The organism is Clostridium sp. (genome assembly GCF_050717515.1).
Taxonomy (GTDB): domain Bacteria; phylum Bacillota; class Clostridia; order Clostridiales; family Clostridiaceae; genus Clostridium_AD.
Genome location: NZ_JBOITL010000002.1, coordinates 1 through 21059 on the forward strand (window position 1 = coordinate 1; position 21059 = coordinate 21059).

Below are 21059 nucleotides of genomic sequence, written 5' to 3' on the forward strand. Positions count from 1 at the left end.
AGACTTGAAGAGAAGAAACAAAAACAATCTGCATAAGAAATGCGGCCAACAATGTGGTCGCATCATCTTAGATTTTTTAATTATTTTGCCTGTCTACTTGACAGGGGTCAGTTCACTTTGGGCTTCCCTTAATTTACATTTTATGAATATTATAAACTAATAATCTAAAATTTCACCTTTCAAATAACATTCCTTTAGATATCCTAAAACACTATAATATAATGATGAATTAAAGTTTGTTATATCATCTACTAACCATGAACTTAGTACTTCTATTGTTTTATTCATTAAATCTACTTCATCTTCTAATAAGGATAATATTAATCTACTATATAATTTCCCTATTGATAGTGCTCTTGGTGGTTTCTCTTTGCAATATATTTCAATATCATAATTACCATCTTCGATATTGCATTTTTCTATAAATTCGAAACAAACTGAGTCTATTGATTCACAATGCATAACCTCTGCATTTTTATATATGAACTCAATATTGCCTCTTCCTAACACATCAACAATTGTTTTTCTTCTATTTTTAGTATTTCTACCTAAAGTTTCAATAACATAGCATAAATAATATAAATCATCTTTTTCCTTATTACTTATTTGCATTATCATCAACCCCTATAATAAATTCATGACCAGCGTATTTTAAGCATTGAAGTGCTCTTGGAGTATGAAAACTTATTTGATGAGTTGGGTGTCTAAATTTAACCAATTCCCAAAAAGCCGTTCTACTTACTGTTCCATCTAAAACTTCCTTTTCATGAATTTATGTAATTGATATTATTATACATCAACTACATACAAACATCAAAGAAATCCATAAAGCTATCTCACAATATCTTTATCTTTAGAATCAACACAGTAGTACGAGCATACCTTTTTAAATGTTCGAATCTATAATAGCAGCCCCTATTTTTAACTATAGGAGATAGCGCTTATAAAAAAATAAGAATACCAATCTCTGGTACCCTTATTTTTGAGATTTTCCTATAACGGTGGATATAACTGCTGTTAAATCCGTGATAGATTTATTGAGATCTTCAATTTTCTTCTCAAATCTAACCAGCAAATATATACTCACACCTATAGGGAAGCCAACTGTATTAACCAGCTTAACAAATGCATCAAACATGACGCATCACCTCCCTCACCGCTATGTATAATATATATGCTTATTCCAATTGTTTTCTATAAGTTTTTAAATATGTTTTTCAAGCTTTTTTAAAGCCTTATCTTTACTCTTTCTATGGTGAGAATAACTATTATCACCATAACAGGCTATTTCACCAAGACTTATGGATTATCAGTGCAATCCACTTTAACGTAAACATTTATCTTTTGTTGGATAAAAAATCTTCTGCCATGTCAGCAATTACTTCCGACTGTGTCCATTGTAAATAGTGCTCCCCATTCAAATAAACTATCTTTTGAATATCAGGATTTGAAATTACTTCTTCATGTAATCCATCCCAGGTTGCTACAAACCCTTTTTTTGCTACCTGCTCCTTGTATACCTTACACGAATTATTACTTAACATGAACAATATAGGTATATTATTAGGATATTTAACATCATAAAGCATTTCGCTGTTCTCTCTAAAAAGCTTATTTTCACTAAGCTGCGCTTTCGAAATGGATTTTCTATTAAATAAAGCAGAGCTATTTTTCATATCTTCTTTAGAATAGCTACCACTCGCTTCCATATCCTCTAGGTACTCATTTCCTGAAAGATATGATAGTCTTGTAAGGCCTGTTACATCCATAAATCTTGCTAAATAATACAATCCGTTTGAAATTGAAAAGTCATCTTCATACTTTGCTTGATTTGGTACAGACGAATCTAAACCAATCATGGCTTCAACTTCTTTTGGATAAGTCTTCATATATTGCATGCAGTATATCCCAGAAATTGAATGAGGAATTAAAATGTAAGGAGGTTCAATTTTCAATTGATGTAATGTACCTCTTATTTCCTCTACAATAGTTTCATTCGATCGTTTTTTAGTTGAATCTTTACTTAATCCATATCCTGCATATTCCAACGTTACCACTTTATACTGCTTACTTAATTTTTTAGCAAGTGGATTAAAATCAATAATTGGACTGGCTGTTCCCATTCCGCTAAGCAATACAATAGTTTTATTCCCTGTCCCAGTAACTGACACCCTAATATTTGTGCCATTAACATTCACATTTGTGCCCACATGGCTTAATGCTTTATCCTCTTGTATGCAAACAACCTTATTCCAAATTGTAGTACCAAGCAAAAATATTAACATAAGTCCTAGTAAAACTAACAATACTTTCTTTAATATTCTAAATATTTTTTTAAATTTATCTTTCATCTTATTTTCGGAAAAGTAATCAGTAATTTATTTGTTATTCTTTATTTAGGGGAATCTGAATGATTATCTTGGCTCCACCGATCAATTCATCATTTGCAAGCCGCATTGTTCCATTATGTTGTTTTATAATTGAATCTGCAATGTATAATCCTAAACCATGATGATTCTTTCTGCCTCTGCTAGTATCATCCATGTAGAATTGTTCCCTTCCATGCTTTAATGCCTTTAGGCTGAAACCGCAACCAGAATCTGTAATACAAATAACTGCTTTACTGCCTTCAGTAGTAGTAATAATCTTTATATTACCTTTTAGTGGCGTAAAATCCAGTGCATTCGATATCAGGTTATTAAATACTCGTTCTAATAAATTTAAGTCTGCTGAAATAAAAATTTCCTCTTTTGCCTTTTCAGTGAAAATAGTAATTTCTTTTTCATCCGCTAATCGTATTAGCACTGAAACCGTTTTATCAAGCATTTCATTAAGATTAATTTTCTGCTTATTTACCACATAACCTCTATCAGCATTGGTCATCTCCACAAGCTGAGTCAGATACAGCTCTATCTGTTTCAGACTAACCTTGGCATCTTCAACATACTCTTTACTAGCATTGTCTATATTACTAACCTGTAGTAAATCAATGTTGCCTTTCAAGACTGTAATTGGTGTCTTAATATCATGTGCAAGAGCCGAAATCTGATCTTTACGATTTTGTTCTAATCGCCACTGCGTTTTCAATGCATCCTTCAAAGCCAATCGCATTTCATCTATGCTATCTAGCACCTGATCAATTTCTTTAACACCACTTAAGTTGATATCAAACTCTAAATCATGAGCCTTTATTTTTTCTGTTGCCTCTAATATTGATTGACCTCTTTGTCTTAATTTCTTAGATGTCAAAAATGCAATTAAAAATATGAGAGCTATTACAATGCAGATGAATCCAATCACAATTACTAACTCAATAATAACAAATACATCACTTGCAAAAGGCTGTCTATGCGCAACTACAGACAGAAATATAATTATGCCTAGTGTTAGTGCCAAAATACCAAATCCAATACTATACACTGCTTTCATTACAATAGCCATAAACGTTGTCTGTTGTCTCTTTCTTCTCTTTACAATTCCCATTTATATCCAATTCCCCAAACTGTCAGAATTGGCGAAACTCCTGCATCATCTAACTTACTTCTAATATTCATGACATGAGTTGCAATTGTATTGTCATTACTCTCTCCATCATATCCGAATACAGCTTCATAGATCTGCTCTCTCGAAAACACCTGTCCTCTGTATCTTGCAAGAAATTCGCATATCTGGTATTCACCCTTCGTCAGATTTATACTGCCATTTCTGACCATTAGAGTCATCCCCTGTAAATCAAACTGAATATCTCCTAATTGCAGCACTACACGATGCTCACGACTTTCTCTTCTTAAATGGGCGTTTACCCTTGCTTTGAGTTCTTCCATACCAAACGGCTTTTTGATATAGTCATCTGCACCTAGCCCAAATCCATATACTGTGTCTTCTTCCTCTGTCTTGGCAGTAATAAACAGAATTGGACAATCCACCTTATCACGAATTCTCCTACAAGCCTCAAAGCCATCTATTCCAGGCATCATTACATCCAGCAAAATCATACTAAACAACGGAAGTTCATCCTCTTCAAGCTCATCAAACCTCAAATATGACGTAACCGAATGACCATCTTGAATCAGGATGTTTCTTATTAATTTTAGAATTCTTTCTTCATCATCGACAACAAGTATCTTGGCCATACATTCTTGATCCCCCCTATGTTACTTTTCCTTCGCTCCTTTCAAAGAGCATCTTATAATAGCTTTTTAAAGATTCTATAAAGATTTCATATTGCTATGAGTAATCTGCACTTACTTAACCCACCTATAAATACAAATGTTATACCCGTAGTAGCAATAGCTATAACAATCTTTGTTTTTAATGAACCTTTTCTAAATTCTGTTAAGGTTTAAATATTTTTCAATGTTAATCTTCTTTTAATCATATATTACCCACACCATTCTACCTTATTTTAGTATAAAAATAGTACTTATTCTAAATTTAACATTTTATACATTTTTGATTAGTAAATATAATAAAAAAAATAAGAATACCTATATCATGTACCCCTATTTTTGAGATTTTCCTATAACGGTGGATATAACTTGGGTTAAACCCGCCATAGATTTATTAAGATTTTCAATTAAAATTGATTTCAAATATATTTTTTAAGCTTTTTTAAAGCCTTATCTTTAATCATTCTATAGTGAGAATAACTATTATCACCATCACAGGCTATTTCTGAAAGGCTATCTGAAAGAAGGTAGAATCTCTCCACAACGTCCCTTTCAACTGGATCTAATTTCTCTAAGGCAGCATAGAGCCTCTTAACTTCATCATAAGCTATCACTTCATCCTCTAATGTAAAACTATATTCTGTAGCTGTATTTATGCTTATAGGCTCCGCATTCGGAACCTCCCTATAGTGTTTTACCTTTCCCTTTAAAAGAGCTTTGAAATTAGTTTTAATAGAATTTATGCAGTATCCACTAAAACTGTTGCTACCTAGCTTGTACATACTAATGGCTTTTATAACAGAAAGATACCCTTGCTGCACTAGGTCCTCAAACTCATAGCTTGGTATGTGGTATTTTGAAGCTTCTTTTAAAATCAAATATTTATACTTATTTATAACCTCACCTACAGCTTCTTCATCTCCAGTTTTAGCTTTTCTAACTAACTCTTCCATAATATACACCACCCTTTCTATACTGTAAATTTACTTTTTATAATAATAATAATAATAATAATAATAATAATAATTAAATTAGTTAATCACCTTCCTGCTCCGGTAGGCTCCACCCGAGTAGCTTCTTCTCAAGCTCATCAAAGTCATATTGCCTTTGGTCATAATCACAGAAAGTACCCTTTTTTATATTTCTATTTGAAGATGAGTTCTTTTTATTATCCCATTCCCTTTGGTAATTGCGTACACCATCCGCAGTTTTAATGCCTCTGCTTATCCAACTATCCAATATCTTAGTTATATACTTAATAGTTCTAGCGTTATAATTTACGGCCTCTTCAATTGCCATTATAATAACTTCGCAGTTTACATCACGTGTAAAGTCCATTAACTTTTTATGTTCTAGGGGTGTCATTGGATGAATATTTTTTTCAAAAACCACAATTACACTTTTAATGTCTGGCGTACAATTATTTTTAGTACTTACTACTTCTTCTTTATTATTTATTTCTTTTTGCTTATTACTTATTATTTCTTCTTTATTACTTATTACTCTATTACTTGGTAGTCCCTTATAAGCCCCTTCATAGCACCTTTCCTCACTACTCTGCATCGGTTGAAATGATTGATTTTCCTCATGTTTCTGATTATCACATGATATTTCATCACATACTGATTTAACATTTAGAGTATCCGTAGTAGCCCCTTGCACGCCCCTATAAAGTCCCTCAAATATTTTCTCCACCTCTAACTCATGCACTATGCACTGCTGATAAAGTATCTCTATGAACTTAGATTTTTTTACTTTACTTAATTCTTTATTTACACATTTAATTGCATTGATGTTGTTTGGCTCATTAAATTTTATCCAGTTTAAAATTATGATTTCTTTTGTTTCATCACAATAAATTATCTTACCGTACTCAGAGAACCTAGTAAGAAGCTTGTCTATAGTTTCTCTATTATATCCAGTTTCAGTAACTATGATTTGTTTTGGAAGTTCATAAATGCCACACTGGCTGGTTTTCGAATTAGTCATTAAATAAAGATAGAAAAACTTTTCTTCAGGCGTCAAATCCATTACAAACCCATCACTCCAGAACTCAGTATATAGCTGTCTATATTTAGCCATTGTTTAACCCTGGTTTCCTAAATCTAAACAAATCTGAACAAGTCAGAATATTCTAGATTTAGACACCTTCTCCTTTCATTAAAATAAATTTAATTTTTGAAGATAGATGCGAGCTTTTTACAGGTTTTTGCTCAGCTCCTAAATTTCCGAAGAAACTTAAGCAATTCCAGCGTGCCTTTAACTTTGATAAAATTAAAGTTCAGCAAAATTGGGGCAGTAAGCCCAGCTTAGTAACTTGCACAAGCCTTTCTCTACGTGTACTTGTGCAAGGTTCTAGTTTAAACATAAAATTGTATCAAGCTAGAATCATATCTTTTATATTCTTACGATTCTCTATAAAGAATCTTGGATAACAATCCTTTTGCAAAATCATTTTCATTCTTTTTGAAACATTAGACCAATTACTCCATTCATTAGAATAATTAATATTTTCGTAAATCAGCTCTTCTTTTTTAATAATTGGTATTGGTTTAAATAGGTTTCTATATAATTTAGGCACTTTTTCTTTAAATCCATAACTTCTTCTCGCTATAACCATAGCAGCACCATTGTGAACATCCATACCAAATTGATGACAATACTTATACAAACCTATCTTACTTGTATACTGTGGTTCAACTTTAATAAATTCAACTCCATTTTTGTAACAAGCAGATTCTAATGTGCTGAGCAAAACTCTGTAACAAAATTGTGCTGTTTTTCTAGCTATTTTAGAATGAACATCTCTATCTTTAATAAATTTTAAATCCTCTACAGCTATTGCGCAGCAATATGTTTGTGCTGTTAAAATTGCCTCTTTAACTAACTCACCACATAAATTAGTTCTTCTATTACCACTTGCTGTCAAAAGTTCTGAGTTTTTCAAATAATGATGCCATTTATAATTGCCCTTATTATCTATCATAGTTAACGCCAACCCATCTGGATTAGTATCAATTCCTATAGTAAAGCTATGCCCAGTACAAATTAAATCGGTTTTAGCTAAATTAAAAGTAACATGTGCGTATATTTTACCTTCTTTAAGTAGCAATTCAACTTGATAAGGTTCTTCCTTAGCTACTTGAGTTAATAGTGCAGACTTATAATCAAATCCATTTATTTTACCAGTTTTCACAGATAATTTTTGTGGTATATATATGGGAGTTAAAATCTTTTTATAAATTGGTTTTAACTTTGTATACGTTCCATCAGTTTTTAATCTAGGTTCTTTAACAGTACATTCTAGCGTTGTTATTTCAAGAAAAGATTCTCCATTTTTAATAACAATTCTAAGATTAGGATTACCTTTTTTTGTTTTGTCCCCACGAGAAACAAAGTGATTATTTCGTCTAAGCTGATATTCTTCTTTAGATATTTTACCTTTGCAACGGCTATAAAAATTATCCTTGCTTCCAAATATAACTTTTGGTAATGTGTTATTTCTTTTATAATTCAAGTAAGTACAAAGCTTTCTTAGTCGTTTATCTAGTTTAGAGATGAGCCCTTGTCTTTTATCTGCTTTAACGCCTTTATCAAATTTTTTGAGAATAGCTTCTACCTTACCTTCATATTCTGTGATGTTCAATTCTAATAATTTTTCTTGTGAAATCAGAGTTTGCCTAGCTTGTTCTATAGCATCTTTAGATTGTCTTGAATTTAATTTATATTTTTTAGATATAATGTTATCTAAATTATGAATCTTAAATTCTGCATTAAACCTATTTTCTTCAAGACGTTTATATGCATAATGTTTTGCTGGGCAAAAATGTTCCATCATATTAACAATTATTTGAAAATGTTCAATACTTGGATTATAAAGTAAGCATGCATTCCTTGACCTAATGCTCTTACTTTCAGATTATTAAGTCTTGTTTTAAGCTTGCATTTAGCCCTTTCCTCCAGTGCATTGTATATATCATCTTTAGGAGTTCTATAATTATTCAGCCCTCTGCATATCTTAGATATTATTAAGTTAGTTTTCTTCCTCCACTCTGCCCCTGGGTTAATTTCAATTGCTTCTCTATAATATGTTTCTTCTAGCATCTCATAAACTTCCCATGCCTTATCTGTATCAAGTATTTTCGCATGTCTTAATGCTCCTCTTTCTGTCCAAAGATACAGTGACGGAGCACGCTTACCAACTACACCGATATTATCGGTATAGTTCTTAAAGCATCTAAGTTTATCTCCCTGCAACAAAAAATAGTGTTTGCCTTCAATGAATCTGTCCTTATGATTATTAAAATTATCATTAATATTTCTTTCGCTAGCACCATATCCTAAAGCTAATTGTTCCGTAGTCAGTACCCTTTGATTTTTGTGTTCGACTTTTAATAAATTCACTTAATATTCCCCCCTATCACTAGAATTATTGAATCAAAATATCACTTAATGGCTATGTTTTTCAATTTTAGTTGAACTGCCATCTATTCACCTCAGTTTCTATAATCCTTAAGTTACCAGTATCTTTATATTTTTTATCCACAAAATAATAAGATATAATAGTTAGTCACTAACTCACCATCTTACGAAAACATATTTTTCCAATTGGTAACTTAATTATATTATCCATATGGTAACAAGTCAATAGATTATTCAATAATTTTTGTGTCATTGGTAACTTTTATTTTAAAATCTTATATTTCTTGTATAATATTTCCTCATAATTAACTAATTTATATTAAATATTGTATTTTTTTATTTTTTCAATTTTAATTTAATTCTTGAAAATTTTACTATATCCGTTTATAATTAGTTAGAACATACGTTCTTTTTATGGCAATTATTATATAGTTTGGGGGAGATGAAAATGTATAAACTAGAAGGAATAATTAAGGTAGAGATCAACAATAAGGTTATATACTGCAATAATTTGAACTATAATCATATCGGTGTACTAAGCAAAAATGAAATTACTAGCCCAAAATCTATTGATAATGATATATCCTATACTTATATACAGCCACAGGAAGACGATGCTCATAGCAAGTAGTTATATAAGAAAAAGAAATAAGAAATATAGTGCAATTCTAGAAGTAGGACGAGATGTAAATGATAGAAGCTGTACTTATTACCGATAACCTAAGTATTTGTTCTATGCTTTGAAATGGATTCTAAATACTATGGATTTTTAAATCAAGAAGACGCAGATAGATTTACAATATTTGATAATAAAAATAATTATGTTAAGGCAAAAACTCCAATTCAGCGAATGGAAGATATTAAAAGCTGTTGGATCTTAATCTAACAAAAGACAATGCATCCGAATACTACTATACTAAAGATAAATATCCTGGATATTTTATAATCGTCACAAGTAAAAACGCCACAAACTTTTATTGTTTGTGACGTCTAATATGAATGTTATGACTATATAGTGTTATCTTTAAAACTTATTATCAATCCTATGCCACCTAGCATGGTAATGACACCTCCTAATATTTGAAACTTACTAATATTTTTGTCCTTAACCAACATTACTACATCTGTATCAAGAGACACGCTTGTTCCAACCGGTAAGTCCTTTGACATTTCTTGTACCTTCATAGAGAGCTTTTGTTCTCTTTTTTCACCAAAATAAATACCTAGATTAATGCTGTTTAATATTAATAATATGCCGCCTATAACAAGCAAAAGAAAAGCAAGTTTTTTAAAGTGAATTCTCATTAAATTCATAACTCCCCCATATTACTCTTTTTACAAGACAAATTTTTCCTAATTATACCACAAGGCAACTCAGTTTTGTTAATTTAAATTACGACATATTTTTTAGCAACATATACAGTTGGTTTCACTTATGTAAGGGTTCAGACCCTTTACATAAACTGGAACAGTTTTTGTTACTTTTTAAAACATAATAAAGTTAATGGCATTCCTTTTTAAATGTTATAATCTCTAATGACAGCCCCTATTTTTAACTATATGAGATAGCGCTTACAAAAAGAGTAAACGGCCTTAGTCCTACGAAATTTAGGACTTTAGCCGCTTAAGTAATTTTTATTATTACCCCTGTCTACTTGACTGGGGTCAGTTCAGATTTATGTTTGCTACCAATTTTTGTTGAATTTATAATCGCAGATATCTCATTTTAATTCCGGGAAATAGCCTTTATTTACTTCTATATAATCATCCAGTATTTTCTTTGCAATATGAACTGAAGGTACAATTGGGTTTAATGTTAATGCCTTCAATGCTTTTTGGTATGAACCCTCTATAGCCGCATCCACTGTGAGTTTTTCATATGCATTTACAACTTCCATTAACCCCTTCTGGAAGATTGGAATTTCTCCAATTGAAATGGGCTCATAGCCTGTAGCATTTACTATTGCAGTACATTCCACTATTGAATCACTGGAAAAATTAGAAATAACCCCGTGATTTGGAACATTAATTATAAATTTTTCATTTGTATTATTAGCTATTGCTGTAGCAATATTAATAATAAAATCTCCATGAATTGTGTCGCAAAGATCATTTCCTTTGGCAGTGCCTTTTTTTACCCCATCTCTACATAAATCAAAGGTTTCTTTTTCTCTGTGATCTATACAATAATCTGCCCTCGTATAACTTGCATCTTCTTCTGCAAACATTTCATCTGCATAATAGTAATATTGTAAGTAGCTAGTAGGCAATGCATCATCAAAGTGTCCAACAAATTGCTTTAACCTCTCAGCTGTCTTCTTCCAATAAGGATCAGTATATTCAGCTGCTTTTAATCCTGTTTCTTTTATCATATTGATAAGTTCAGGCAATCTATCCCTTCCATGTTTATCATACATATGAGTAAACCATCCCAAGTGATTTAATCCAAAATAAGTGAATTGAAACTCCTCTGGCTTGCCACCTAACATATGTGCCATGTCCTTTTGCTGCCATGGTGGTACATCACAGATGCAAATATTTTTCACCTCTGGAACCTCTTTCCTTAGTGCACCCGCAACAATAGCCGTAGGATTGCTATAGTTTATTATCCATGCATTTGGAGCATATTTTACCACATCCTTTGCTATTGAAACCATTTCTGGTATTTCTCGCATAGCAAATGCAAATCCTCCAGGGCCACAGGTTTCTTGTCCCACAATGCCATATTTCATAGGAATTTTTTCATCAATGCTTCTCATTTTTAAACATCCTGAACGAATTTGTGCTAGCAGAAAGTCCATGCCTTGAAAGGCTGTCCTTCTGTCTGTTGTTAATACTACTTCTACTTCTGGTGCTCGTTCTTTTACTAAAATCTCCATAAAGTCTCCTACAATGTGAAGTCTTTCTAAATCATTGTCTATAAGTGTTATTCTATTCAAGGGTAACTTGTCTCTTTTTTCCAACAAACTATTTACAACACCAGGAGTATATCCACTTCCAGCTCCAATGATGGTAACGTTATACTTTTTCATAATTTGCCTCCTTTATAACTCTTTTCTTTTATCTATTACTTCAAATATATCTATTAACTCACTACCTAGAGAATGAGCAAAGGATGCATTGGAAAAATGATCCTCAGCATGTACCAATAGAAAAGATACTGATAGGTCTTCATTTTTCATAAATGAAGATAAAATTTTAATATGCATTTCTGATGCATTTCGAATTTTACCTGAGGCTTCTTTAAGTAATTCTCTAGCAGAATCATAATTACCCCTTTTTACTTTTTTTAATGCATACATTACATCACTTTTTGCATCCCCTGCTTGTGATATTATTTCAAATACTTGTTCTTCCAATTTTTTATTAGTCATATCCTTTTCTCCTCCTAATCACCTTTGAATTTTAAAAATCGAAACTCTCATCGTTTAATTGTTCAATATTTTCATTTTCTTTTTTTATCTCTTCTCTCTCCATTGTCTTAAAGAATGGATAGTAAATTAAAGTCATGAAAACTATACTGCCTAAACATAATACAACAGCTTTCCAATCTAAAGTAAGCAAAAATGCTCCTACTCCTGGTGGCATAAATCCTGGTGGTTCTAACATAGGCTTATGTATTAATCCAGAAGCAAATATCTGAAAATCAATTGCCCCTACCAATACTGGTCCAAATACGAAAGGTATAAACATATATGGATTCATGACTAGTGGTGTTCCAAAAATAACAGGTTCATTTATTCCAAATAGTGATGGCACAATTGAAACCTTACCCATACTTTTCAAACTCTTAGATTTACTAAACATCATAAGTATAACTAAACCTAAGGTTATGCCTGAACCTGATACTTGTAAAAAGCTGTAATAAAAACCAATGGTGAAAATGTGTGTTGGTAATTGACCAGCCGCTATACTACTTGAGTTTTCTGCAATGTACTTTGCGGCTATTGGCATCCATATACTTGAAGTTATTGCTGGTCCATGTAATCCAAAGAACCATAATAATTGAGTAACTAATATAATTATTATTACAGCTGCAACACTATCTAAACTGTTTATTGCAGGTGCAAGAATAGTCATTATTAATTTAGGAACTGGTTGTCCCATTGTATTATTAACTAACACTGATAATCCAGTAAATAGTATTATACAAACTATCATAGGCATTAGATTATTAAAACTTTTGATTACAATATTGGGTACTTCCTTTGGCAATTTAAATACTAACCCTTTTTTATTCATGAATCTTGTAATTTCTACTACTAATAATGCTACAAATATACTTACAAACAATCCCTGTGCATCTAGATATCCTGTTTTAATACCTCCATCAACCACTTCAGCACATAATATAAATTGTACAATTACCGCTGTCATAGCAACCTCAATGGAATTCAAATCGTATTTTCTTGCTAAAGACTGAGCTATAAAAAAGGCTGAATATAATGAAATTATTCCCATAGTAAAGTTAAAAGGTAACATAAATGAACTTAAATTGTTACCTATAAAATCTTTTGCAGCTCCACTCGGTAACATGTTTTTTAGTGCTATTGATAAAAGACATAAAGATCCAACAATTATTATTGGAACTATGCTCATCATTCCTTCCTTAACAGCTTGAAGATGAACTTGTTTATCTATCTTTTCCGCTATTGGCACCAAATATTTTTTTAGAGTTTCCTGGAATCTAATATTCTTATTATCCATACTGCCTTTCCCCCTCATTATTTACTTTTAAATAACTCTATTGCCATTTTTAAAACAGCGGGTGCATTCATTCTTCCATAATCTTGTGTATTTATTACTGCGACTTTTATAGAATATGGCATGCAGGTATCTGCTATTTCTTCTTCTTTAAACCTAATTTGTGGTCCTATAAGTGCCACATCTACATCATTATGTTTAAGATATTTTTGTAAGTTTTCGCAGGAGGTTGCTTGTATATTTATTTCTTTTGTCTTTAGTTTTTCATGTCCCTTTATAAAATCCTTCATTTTTTCTACTAATACTCCTGTGGATGCACCATTTGCACATAATAAAAGTATATTCATATCAGTTACTCCCTCCGTATTATAAAGATTAATATAGTATATGAATTATTCTTAGCCTTAATATTGCCATGGATCATACTTAAAAGCGGAATCCACAATTTTGTCCTTATCGTATTTATTTAAAATGATTTCATAACGTTCTTTATAGTCGTTATCAACCTTTTTCTGTGGAACTACAATACTTGCTTCATTTAAAAAATGTAGGGAACCACGTCCCATAGCTGCTCCTCTCACAGTATGCTTATCTAAAGCAATGTCTGGAATTTCAGGAACATATCCCATGGCAAAACCCTTAATTACAATATTTTTCAATAAATCGCTGGAACGATCTTTTTCACCTTGACATAGATAACGTATAGCATGAATAAAATATATTGGACGGTCTCCATCTGTATAAGAAAATTCTTTACGCATTTGATTTAAGCTATTTAGTAAAATTGCTGCATTAGGGTTTCCCATTCCTATATCTTCTACAGAAATAGTAATAAGTCTTCTCCATAACTTTTCTTCCATCTGTGGAGACGTTATATAAAGCTCATAGGCAAACTCACATGCCTGTTCAACTAAACCACGTCTAATTGATTTTTGCAAAGCCGAAATTGCTTCATCTGCATTTAATCCATTTCGTGTTTTAATTCTTGCCCATGGATCTTGTATAAATTTATTTTCCATAATCTTAACACCCCTTTATGATATTTTAAATTTAAAAGCTAAAATCATATTTTCATTAGCTGCACTTTCTAATAATATACATAGCAATTGTTATGCCAAAATAGTATCAGCATTTAAAACTACCATCTAGAGCCAATAGTCAAACAACTATAAGGTGAATTTAAACACAAATATATGTGTTTAATATAATCCACTATCTGTTTAAACACATTTTACTAAGTATATAAAATTAAAAACCTCCTAAGTTTGAATTAAAAATCATAACTTAGGAGGTTTTATTCAGAGAAATAAGCCTATATCTTCTATTACTTATAAATCATCGTATAAAATACAAAGTAGCCCATAGCATTCATTATCATCAATGATTATGTTATATTTTCTTTCTAACATAATCATCTCTTTTTTTATCAACTGGAGTTTATCTTTATGTTTTCCTAGCTTTTCATCATCAAATTTTTCACTTTTCCTAGTCTTGCCTACTAATGTATCCGTCATAAAAGCAAGATGCATTGCGAGACCTATGATTGTGTCGTACTCTTTATTTCTCCTTAGTACTACTAATATAGAATCTATAGTTGTTTTTATATCCTCAAAGATGTTTAAATAATTTGTATACTTTAATGAACTTTTTAAACCCTCAATTATATCATAGTATGATTGGTTAATTTTAATTAGGTTTTTTAATCTAACAATGGTTTCTTCACTTCCCAATGTGTTTTTTTCAATATATTCAATTCCTTTTATTTCAAGTGAAAAATCATTTATCAGTGCAATAATATTATTACCATGTATAAGTTTATTAAAAGTATCACCAAAGTCTTGCTCATCTTCATATGGAAGAAGCAATATCTCAATATTTTTAATATACCCACTTAAATTTCTTTTAATATTTTTTTTACTTTCTTTGTCTACTCCATCATTTATGCAATAACCAATAATTATTATACTGTCCCTTTTATTGTTAGTAGCATCAATCTTACTGTTAAAATTATAATTTATCATATCATTTACTGAGTTATAAACTTCTATAAGAGAAAATCCTATATTTATTTTTTGCAGTGCCTCCAGAACCATTAGTGTTGTAACCATAGGTATAGTTTTCACCTGTACACATAGATTTTTTTTAATTATGCTTTCAAAAGAATTCAGTGAACCCATATCAGTAAATAATAATATGCTATCCTTAACATTGATGGTTTTTATTGTTTCACTAAATTCATCAACAACTTCATTATAGCTTTTATCTAATTTCATATCAAAATAGTAAATATTGCCTTGTCCTAAGATATCCTTCACTGCTTTAACCATACTGGATGCTGTACTATCACCATGCATTGCTACAATAACAGCAACATTATTCGTAAAACACTTTTCTTCTTCTTCCTCCTGCTTCTTCGCAATAAACAATGTAATATCTGCCGCATCTTCTATGGGTAAAAATACACTATATTCACTTTCAATTACATTAATAATCTTTAGTGCTACCTTAAACTCTTCTTTATTCTTTTGCCTTACTTCATTTATATCTGGTTTATTTCTTTTGTTTTTATAAGAATTATTGTCTATAACTGAATAAATATATATTGCCATTGAATAGAATTTACCTTCACTTAATACCCTAGCTAACTCACTTTCTATTATCTGCTTTATATTTTCACAAAGTTTGAAAAACTTTGTGTCCATGAAAAGATTTTCAATAAGCAAGTTATTTCTTATGCCCTCCCGTATCAGTGATAATTCACTCCTTCCTTCATCATTACATTCATTCTTTACTTCCTTGAAAGTAAAATTTTCTTCTTTCCCAGAAGGATAAAAAACATAGTAATCCATATCTTTGGGCACCAAAATTTCTACTTCATAGGTTTTCCCTCTAGAACTATTTTTTCTTTCGTTTAAAGATTGATTAAAATGACTTAAATGGACGTCCAACATTTCACCATCATTTCTAATGAAATTCAGATATGAATTTGCCACAGAAAGTTTAATATCACTCTGTAACTGCCCTACATTATTTTTACATTCGTAAAGTAATAAGGATTTCATTATTTGTGTATGTATTTTTATAGGTTTATTAATCTTTTTAGCTTCAGATTTAAAGAAATGTTTAACCAACTCTATCCTTTCAACAAGGCTTCTATCCCTAAGTGGTGGAATTTCAATAGTCATTGGAATTCTTCTGTTAAATGTATCCAAAAGAGTAGATTCCGGATTTTTAGTAGTTGCTCCTATTATTAATACTTCTGATTTTATTTCAATAGTAGATTGTCCCATTCTTTTAAATGTACCCTTATCTATAAAGGTAAATAGCATTTCTTGTCCTTCTGGAGGCAATCTATGTATTTCATCTAAAAATAAAATGCCACCATCTGCACCTTCTAATATTCCTATCTTAGAACTTTGTGCTCCTGTATATGCTCCTTTTTCAGCGCCAAAAATATGACCCATTAAAAGCTGAGGATTATTTGCATAATCAGCACAATTAAATGTAATAAAAGGAGAACCTTTTTTTCGTGTACCAGCTTCTATTGAAAACTCATACATATATTTTGCCAACATACTTTTACCTACACCAGTTTCACCATAAACTATGGAATGTAGACCATAGGGTGGATATAATATTGATGCTTTAGCCTTCTCAACAACATTTTTCAAGCTATGATTCTTACCAATTAGTGTTGAAAAACTTGTTTCTTTAAAAGTGCTGTCACCTTTAATAAAATTATTTTTATCTATTGGAATAAAATATACAGGTCTTGATTTATTTTTTACTACCAATCCATCCTTACACAATTGATTTAAATAACTACTTATATTAGACCTGTTAATTTTAAATTTATTAGCAATATCTTCTGCAGTTATTCCTTTCTTATTATCCACATATAATTGTTTTAAAATATTGAACACTTTTTCTTTATTATTCATTAGAATCACACCTTTATGAAGATATTTAGTATTTATTAATAACGCATTGAAATTATTTATATTAATTTTATCAAATTAAGTGAATTATACACTAAATACTAAGGAAAATCGAGTAGATGGTAGATAATGGTTACATAATAACCTCAACTGGTTCTTGATTTGCAGCATGTAGAAAATGACTATGAAAATTAGTTGTCTTAGAAACTTCAAGGAGTAAATCTGGTATACCTTTACGTAGGTTTATTTGTTTTAATTTAAAACTATTACATATCTGAGTTGTCGGATTTGTTGACTGCACCCCATACGGACAAATATCTAATAGTAAAAGGTTAAATTAATACAAAGTTAGTATATTAGTACATCTAAGGAAAATTTAATTGACTTTGTAAAATATAGTTAGTATACTGTATATGTATTAATTTATATTTCTGATTATGAAAGGAGAGGTTTTTATGAAAAAAATACTCGTTGCATGTACAAGAGGTGCTCGCTTATAACTGAATATAGGACAAACGGTTAACTGTTGAAAACAAACATCATTTTTGTTTGTCTGTTTGCTGACGCCTTTTGTTAGATTAATGTATTAACCCCAAACTTTTGATTAATATTGTCATAGAAAGTACACGGTTAGGTTACGTGTTTTTTTTATGCTCAAAATCAGATCCCATAGGAGGTTATTCTTCTATGGGATTTTTCTATACTTTTTTAAAAAAGGAGATTATATGAATTTAAATAAATTAGGATTTGATGACTTTTTTATCGCACATTTTAATAACTACAAAAATAAGGGATATAGCCCTGCCAGGGTAATATCCCAACAGAAAAACAACTATCTTATTTGCTATGAAAATGGAATTGTAAATGCAAAAATTTCTGGTAAATTTCTCTATACAGCAAGTGTAAAAAAGAACTTCCCTACTGTTGGAGATTGGGTTGCAATAAAACTATCTGGAAATGATACTCAAGTGATAATACATGCTGTGTTGCCAAGAAAAACCGCCTTTGTCCGTAAGCTGGCAATTTCCGGTGGCAGGAAAATGAAAAATGGTATTATTGTAGGTGGCTCCACTGAGGAACAGGTTATAGCATCAAATGTAGATATTGTTTTCATTGTAAGTGGTCTTGATGAGAACTTTAACCTGCAAAGAATAGAAAGATATATCACACTGACCTATAATAGCGGCGCAATTCCTGTTATTATCCTAAATAAAATGGATTGTTGTAACTGCGTTGATGAATATATAAGTAAAGTGCGTGATATTGCATTCGGAATAGAAATCCATGCGGTAAGTGTTTTAAAAAATATTGGCATGGATGTATTTAACCAGTATTTATTGCCGGGGAAAACAGTAGTATTTCTTGGTTCTTCAGGTGTTGGTAAATCAACTATAATTAACTACCTAATTGGTGAAGAAAGGCAAAAAACCAATGAAGTAAGTGAATTTAATAACAAAGGAAGACACACAACTAGTAGCTCACAGCTTATAATGCATACCACCGGTGGCATGCTAATTGATACACCCGGTTTAAGAGAGCTACAGCTCTGGGGAGAGCAAACTGCCCTTAACCAAAATTTTGATGATATTATCAGCATAATAGCTCAGTGCAAATATAGGGACTGCAAGCATGATAAAGAACCTGGATGTGCCATTAAATCTGCATTTGAGGAAGGGCGAATAAGCTATGATAGATTTTATAGCTATATAAAACAAGCTGAGGAGCTGGAAAGATTAAGTGGCCGAATTAAAGAAACTGAAATATATCTAAGTGGAAAAGCAAAGCTTAAGGCTAGAATACTTTCAGATAACCGAAGAGGTAATTTTCAATATTAAAAAAATTTTAGATTAGAGGGAGAGATAAATTATGGTACAAAATGAAATATTAAAAGGTATTGATTCTGAAATGCTTAAATCAATTGTGGTTAAAGTTGTAGAGGATGACTCTATTGAAATTATTAATTGGAGCTCAGAGATTTTAAGTGGAGGAACAATAGGTGATGTTTTTTTAATAAAGGGAACCTGCATAAAGAATACTATGAGTGAATTAAATTCAGAGACATCCAGTTGTATTGAGTGGTCTGTAATTCTTAAAATATTGAAAGAGCGTACTAGATTTGGAGATCCGGAGAGTTGGAGTAGAGAAGTTAAAATGTATCAATCTGATATTTTTAATAATTTATCATCTAATATTAGAGTTCCTAAGTGTCTAAGCATTTCTAAGAATGAGAATAATGAAATCTGGTTATGGATGGAGCATGTTAATGGGAAAACAGGAAATGAATTGTCTTTGGAGGATTATGGTTTAGTATCACGTCATCTTGGAGAACTTCAAGGAAGGTACATGCAGGGAGATAAGCTTCCTAAACAATCTTGGTTAAGCACAGAGTTTTTAGCAACTTCACAGGTAGTGATGTGGGGAACACCTGCAATTTCCTGGTTATTGAGCAATGAATTCAATCCGGAAGAATGCGGACTTAATAGTGAAATTTTACAAAAGGTAATAAAACTATGGAGTGAACGAGATATATTTATTAATGTGTTAAATAAATTACCTAAAACTTTATGCCACAGAGATTTTAATCCCGGAAATATCGTAGTAGAAAAAGGCATCAACGATATAGAAAAAGTAGTACTATTTGATTGGGATTGTACTGGAATTGGAGTAATAGGTGAAGATGTAGCAGACTTATTTATGGAAACCTTAGTATTCTATGATTATGATATAGATAAAGCCTACGAGCTGCGAGAAACAATTCTTAAAAGCTATTTATCAGGACTAGAGAGTGTAGGGTGGGAAGGTAATAGAGAAGTAATAAGAATTGCATTTGATTTAGTTATAGCTCTTCATTGGACTTTTAGAATAATTTGCCGAACTGAAGATACTGACGATTCAAATGCAATAAATAGGTACTCTAAAATATTGAGTTTTATACTGGAGAGAATTGAGGAAGTAGGAGAATTGATAGGTTAAGGGTGGGATTAATATTATGAATTTTGACTCGATTTTATTTTTCATTCTTACCTAATTTGTGTAATGCCAGGGTTGCGGGAGCTACCCTGGCATTACACATAAACAAAGATATATTGAAATCATAAAAAGCAGACACGGTTATAGCTACCAACTAGATTCACGAGGGATGATTTTCATAAGACATATATCATCACCCATTTTTATACTTTTTAATAATTCTACAACAACTTCACAGCCAAATGCTTTTTCGAAAAGAATTTTACTATACCCTGCAGTGCATTGACACCATGTATCCGTATCTAATTTATCCACATCGGCAAGCATCGGACAAGGGCAAAACGGAAATTGTAGATAGAGTTCCCCATTTGTATAAGATAGTCCAGCTGCCTTTGCTTTATCTTGGTTTGCAAATTCTTCTAAATTAGAGGATGATGCAATCAGTTCTTGCACTAACGCTAATTTTCCATCCATCCCATATCCACATTGACAGTTCATTCTAATCTTCTTAACGGTAGCCCTATCAAAATTGCTTTCTAGTCTTTTCAAAGTGGATTTTACCCATGTCGCATTATCTTCTGATGAAGATAGCTTGTGTTCTCCACATACAATTTTTGATGCCATTTTATCGTCACTCGCATTTTTCACTGCATCAAAAATTACTTGCTCTTGGATTTTTCTAATATCAAACATGATAAACCCTCCCTTTAATATATCAACCTCTTAAATATTATACTAATTTGCATTTATGTTTTCTACCTTATTTTCTATTCATAAATGAACATGAGCCTGAATCAAATTATTTGATTCAGGCTCATGTTATATGATTTTTCTATTTAATTATAAAGGATAAAAC

21 protein-coding genes are annotated in these 21059 nt (G+C 31.2%); 4 read left to right on the forward strand and 17 right to left on the reverse strand.

What is annotated here, in order from left to right:
• Positions 1 to 156: 156 nt before the first annotated feature.
• The 9 genes from ACREV6_RS00240 to ACREV6_RS00280 all read right to left on the reverse strand — a co-directional run bounded on the left by ACREV6_RS00240 (position 157) and on the right by ACREV6_RS00280 (position 8573).
• Positions 157 to 612: a hypothetical protein gene (locus ACREV6_RS00240; protein ID WP_431576041.1), complete on the reverse strand. Its 456-nt coding sequence runs from the start codon at positions 610 to 612 to the stop codon at positions 157 to 159.
• 364 nt (positions 613 to 976) lie between these two features.
• Positions 977 to 1138: a YvrJ family protein gene (locus ACREV6_RS00245; protein WP_431576042.1), complete on the reverse strand. Its 162-nt coding sequence runs from the start codon at positions 1136 to 1138 to the stop codon at positions 977 to 979.
• A 199-nt stretch (positions 1139 to 1337) separates the two neighbouring features.
• Positions 1338 to 2351 (reverse strand): alpha/beta fold hydrolase, encoded by a 1014-nt coding sequence (locus ACREV6_RS00250; RefSeq protein WP_431576043.1) that lies wholly within the window; start codon positions 2349 to 2351, stop codon positions 1338 to 1340.
• A 34-nt stretch (positions 2352 to 2385) separates the two neighbouring features.
• The gene (locus tag ACREV6_RS00255; protein WP_431576044.1) at positions 2386 to 3441 is read right to left on the reverse strand and encodes a sensor histidine kinase; all 1056 of its coding nucleotides are present in this window, start codon (positions 3439 to 3441) and stop codon (positions 2386 to 2388) included.
• Between the two features lie 29 nt (positions 3442 to 3470).
• A complete protein-coding gene (locus ACREV6_RS00260) occupies positions 3471 to 4133 on the reverse strand; it encodes a response regulator transcription factor (protein WP_431576045.1) in 663 nt (220 codons plus the stop codon).
• A 455-nt stretch (positions 4134 to 4588) separates the two neighbouring features.
• Positions 4589 to 5122, reverse strand: a complete 534-nt coding sequence (locus ACREV6_RS00265) for a sigma-70 family RNA polymerase sigma factor (protein WP_431576046.1) — start codon at positions 5120 to 5122, stop codon at positions 4589 to 4591.
• Between the two features lie 82 nt (positions 5123 to 5204).
• Entirely contained in the window at positions 5205 to 6251 is a 1047-nt protein-coding gene (locus ACREV6_RS00270) for a DnaD domain-containing protein (RefSeq protein ID WP_431576047.1), read from the reverse strand.
• 295 nt (positions 6252 to 6546) lie between these two features.
• Entirely contained in the window at positions 6547 to 8007 is a 1461-nt protein-coding gene (locus ACREV6_RS00275; RefSeq protein ID WP_431576048.1) for an SSO2105 N-terminal domain-containing protein, read from the reverse strand.
• An 8-nt stretch (positions 8008 to 8015) separates the two neighbouring features.
• Positions 8016 to 8573, reverse strand: a complete 558-nt coding sequence (locus tag ACREV6_RS00280; protein ID WP_431576049.1) for an ORF6N domain-containing protein — start codon at positions 8571 to 8573, stop codon at positions 8016 to 8018.
• Positions 8574 to 9039: 466 nt separating this feature from the next.
• On the opposite strand from ACREV6_RS00280, the gene ACREV6_RS00285 reads away from it, so the two are divergent.
• Positions 9040 to 9222: a hypothetical protein gene (locus ACREV6_RS00285; RefSeq protein WP_431576050.1), complete on the forward strand. Its 183-nt coding sequence runs from the start codon at positions 9040 to 9042 to the stop codon at positions 9220 to 9222.
• 114 nt (positions 9223 to 9336) lie between these two features.
• Positions 9337 to 9477, forward strand: coding sequence for a hypothetical protein (locus ACREV6_RS00290; RefSeq protein WP_431576051.1), 141 nt, complete (start codon positions 9337 to 9339; stop codon positions 9475 to 9477).
• Positions 9478 to 9599: 122 nt separating this feature from the next.
• Here the strand turns inward: ACREV6_RS00290 and ACREV6_RS00295 are convergent, their stop codons facing one another.
• The 7 genes from ACREV6_RS00295 to ACREV6_RS00325 form a co-directional block, all read right to left on the reverse strand.
• Entirely contained in the window at positions 9600 to 9905 is a 306-nt protein-coding gene (locus tag ACREV6_RS00295) for a hypothetical protein (RefSeq protein WP_431576052.1), read from the reverse strand.
• Positions 9906 to 10312: 407 nt separating this feature from the next.
• On the reverse strand, positions 10313 to 11623 hold the full coding sequence (locus tag ACREV6_RS00300; protein WP_431576053.1) for a family 4 glycosyl hydrolase: 1311 nt from the start codon (positions 11621 to 11623) through the stop codon (positions 10313 to 10315).
• 12 nt (positions 11624 to 11635) lie between these two features.
• Positions 11636 to 11965, reverse strand: a complete 330-nt coding sequence (locus ACREV6_RS00305) for a PTS lactose/cellobiose transporter subunit IIA (protein WP_431576054.1) — start codon at positions 11963 to 11965, stop codon at positions 11636 to 11638.
• Positions 11966 to 11996: 31 nt separating this feature from the next.
• A complete protein-coding gene (locus tag ACREV6_RS00310; RefSeq protein WP_431576055.1) occupies positions 11997 to 13298 on the reverse strand; it encodes a PTS sugar transporter subunit IIC in 1302 nt (433 codons plus the stop codon).
• 17 nt (positions 13299 to 13315) lie between these two features.
• On the reverse strand, positions 13316 to 13642 hold the full coding sequence (locus tag ACREV6_RS00315; protein ID WP_431576056.1) for a PTS sugar transporter subunit IIB: 327 nt from the start codon (positions 13640 to 13642) through the stop codon (positions 13316 to 13318).
• A gap of 57 nt (positions 13643 to 13699) precedes the next feature.
• Positions 13700 to 14314, reverse strand: coding sequence for an AAA family ATPase (locus ACREV6_RS00320; RefSeq protein ID WP_431576057.1), 615 nt, complete (start codon positions 14312 to 14314; stop codon positions 13700 to 13702).
• A gap of 309 nt (positions 14315 to 14623) precedes the next feature.
• Positions 14624 to 17236, reverse strand: a complete 2613-nt coding sequence (locus tag ACREV6_RS00325) for a sigma-54-dependent transcriptional regulator (protein WP_431576058.1) — start codon at positions 17234 to 17236, stop codon at positions 14624 to 14626.
• 722 nt (positions 17237 to 17958) lie between these two features.
• On the opposite strand from ACREV6_RS00325, the gene rsgA reads away from it, so the two are divergent.
• Both rsgA and ACREV6_RS00335 read left to right on the forward strand, forming a co-directional pair.
• Positions 17959 to 19068, forward strand: coding sequence for a ribosome small subunit-dependent GTPase A (gene rsgA / locus ACREV6_RS00330; protein WP_431576059.1), 1110 nt, complete (start codon positions 17959 to 17961; stop codon positions 19066 to 19068).
• A 31-nt stretch (positions 19069 to 19099) separates the two neighbouring features.
• On the forward strand, positions 19100 to 20206 hold the full coding sequence (locus ACREV6_RS00335; RefSeq protein ID WP_431576060.1) for a phosphotransferase: 1107 nt from the start codon (positions 19100 to 19102) through the stop codon (positions 20204 to 20206).
• Positions 20207 to 20350: 144 nt separating this feature from the next.
• Here the strand turns inward: ACREV6_RS00335 and ACREV6_RS00340 are convergent, their stop codons facing one another.
• Entirely contained in the window at positions 20351 to 20896 is a 546-nt protein-coding gene (locus tag ACREV6_RS00340; RefSeq protein WP_431576061.1) for a DUF6144 family protein, read from the reverse strand.
• Positions 20897 to 21059 lie beyond the last annotated feature (163 nt).

Coding starts and splice junctions, on each gene's coding strand:
- ACREV6_RS00240 (WP_431576041.1), bottom strand. CDS start 612: ATGCAAATAAGTAATAAGGAAAAAGATGATTTATATTATTTATGCTAT.
- ACREV6_RS00245 (WP_431576042.1), bottom strand. CDS start 1,138: ATGTTTGATGCATTTGTTAAGCTGGTTAATACAGTTGGCTTCCCTATA.
- ACREV6_RS00250 (WP_431576043.1), bottom strand. CDS start 2,351: ATGAAAGATAAATTTAAAAAAATATTTAGAATATTAAAGAAAGTATTG.
- ACREV6_RS00255 (WP_431576044.1), bottom strand. CDS start 3,441: ATGGCTATTGTAATGAAAGCAGTGTATAGTATTGGATTTGGTATTTTG.
- ACREV6_RS00260 (WP_431576045.1), bottom strand. CDS start 4,133: ATGGCCAAGATACTTGTTGTCGATGATGAAGAAAGAATTCTAAAATTA.
- ACREV6_RS00265 (WP_431576046.1), bottom strand. CDS start 5,122: ATGGAAGAGTTAGTTAGAAAAGCTAAAACTGGAGATGAAGAAGCTGTA.
- ACREV6_RS00270 (WP_431576047.1), bottom strand. CDS start 6,251: ATGGCTAAATATAGACAGCTATATACTGAGTTCTGGAGTGATGGGTTT.
- ACREV6_RS00275 (WP_431576048.1), bottom strand. CDS start 8,007: ATGATGGAACATTTTTGCCCAGCAAAACATTATGCATATAAACGTCTT.
- ACREV6_RS00285 (WP_431576050.1), top strand. CDS start 9,040: ATGTATAAACTAGAAGGAATAATTAAGGTAGAGATCAACAATAAGGTT.
- ACREV6_RS00290 (WP_431576051.1), top strand. CDS start 9,337: ATGGATTCTAAATACTATGGATTTTTAAATCAAGAAGACGCAGATAGA.
- ACREV6_RS00295 (WP_431576052.1), bottom strand. CDS start 9,905: ATGAATTTAATGAGAATTCACTTTAAAAAACTTGCTTTTCTTTTGCTT.
- ACREV6_RS00300 (WP_431576053.1), bottom strand. CDS start 11,623: ATGAAAAAGTATAACGTTACCATCATTGGAGCTGGAAGTGGATATACT.
- ACREV6_RS00305 (WP_431576054.1), bottom strand. CDS start 11,965: ATGACTAATAAAAAATTGGAAGAACAAGTATTTGAAATAATATCACAA.
- ACREV6_RS00310 (WP_431576055.1), bottom strand. CDS start 13,298: ATGGATAATAAGAATATTAGATTCCAGGAAACTCTAAAAAAATATTTG.
- ACREV6_RS00315 (WP_431576056.1), bottom strand. CDS start 13,642: ATGAATATACTTTTATTATGTGCAAATGGTGCATCCACAGGAGTATTA.
- ACREV6_RS00320 (WP_431576057.1), bottom strand. CDS start 14,314: ATGGAAAATAAATTTATACAAGATCCATGGGCAAGAATTAAAACACGA.
- ACREV6_RS00325 (WP_431576058.1), bottom strand. CDS start 17,236: ATGAATAATAAAGAAAAAGTGTTCAATATTTTAAAACAATTATATGTG.
- rsgA (WP_431576059.1), top strand. CDS start 17,959: ATGAATTTAAATAAATTAGGATTTGATGACTTTTTTATCGCACATTTT.
- ACREV6_RS00335 (WP_431576060.1), top strand. CDS start 19,100: ATGGTACAAAATGAAATATTAAAAGGTATTGATTCTGAAATGCTTAAA.
- ACREV6_RS00340 (WP_431576061.1), bottom strand. CDS start 20,896: ATGTTTGATATTAGAAAAATCCAAGAGCAAGTAATTTTTGATGCAGTG.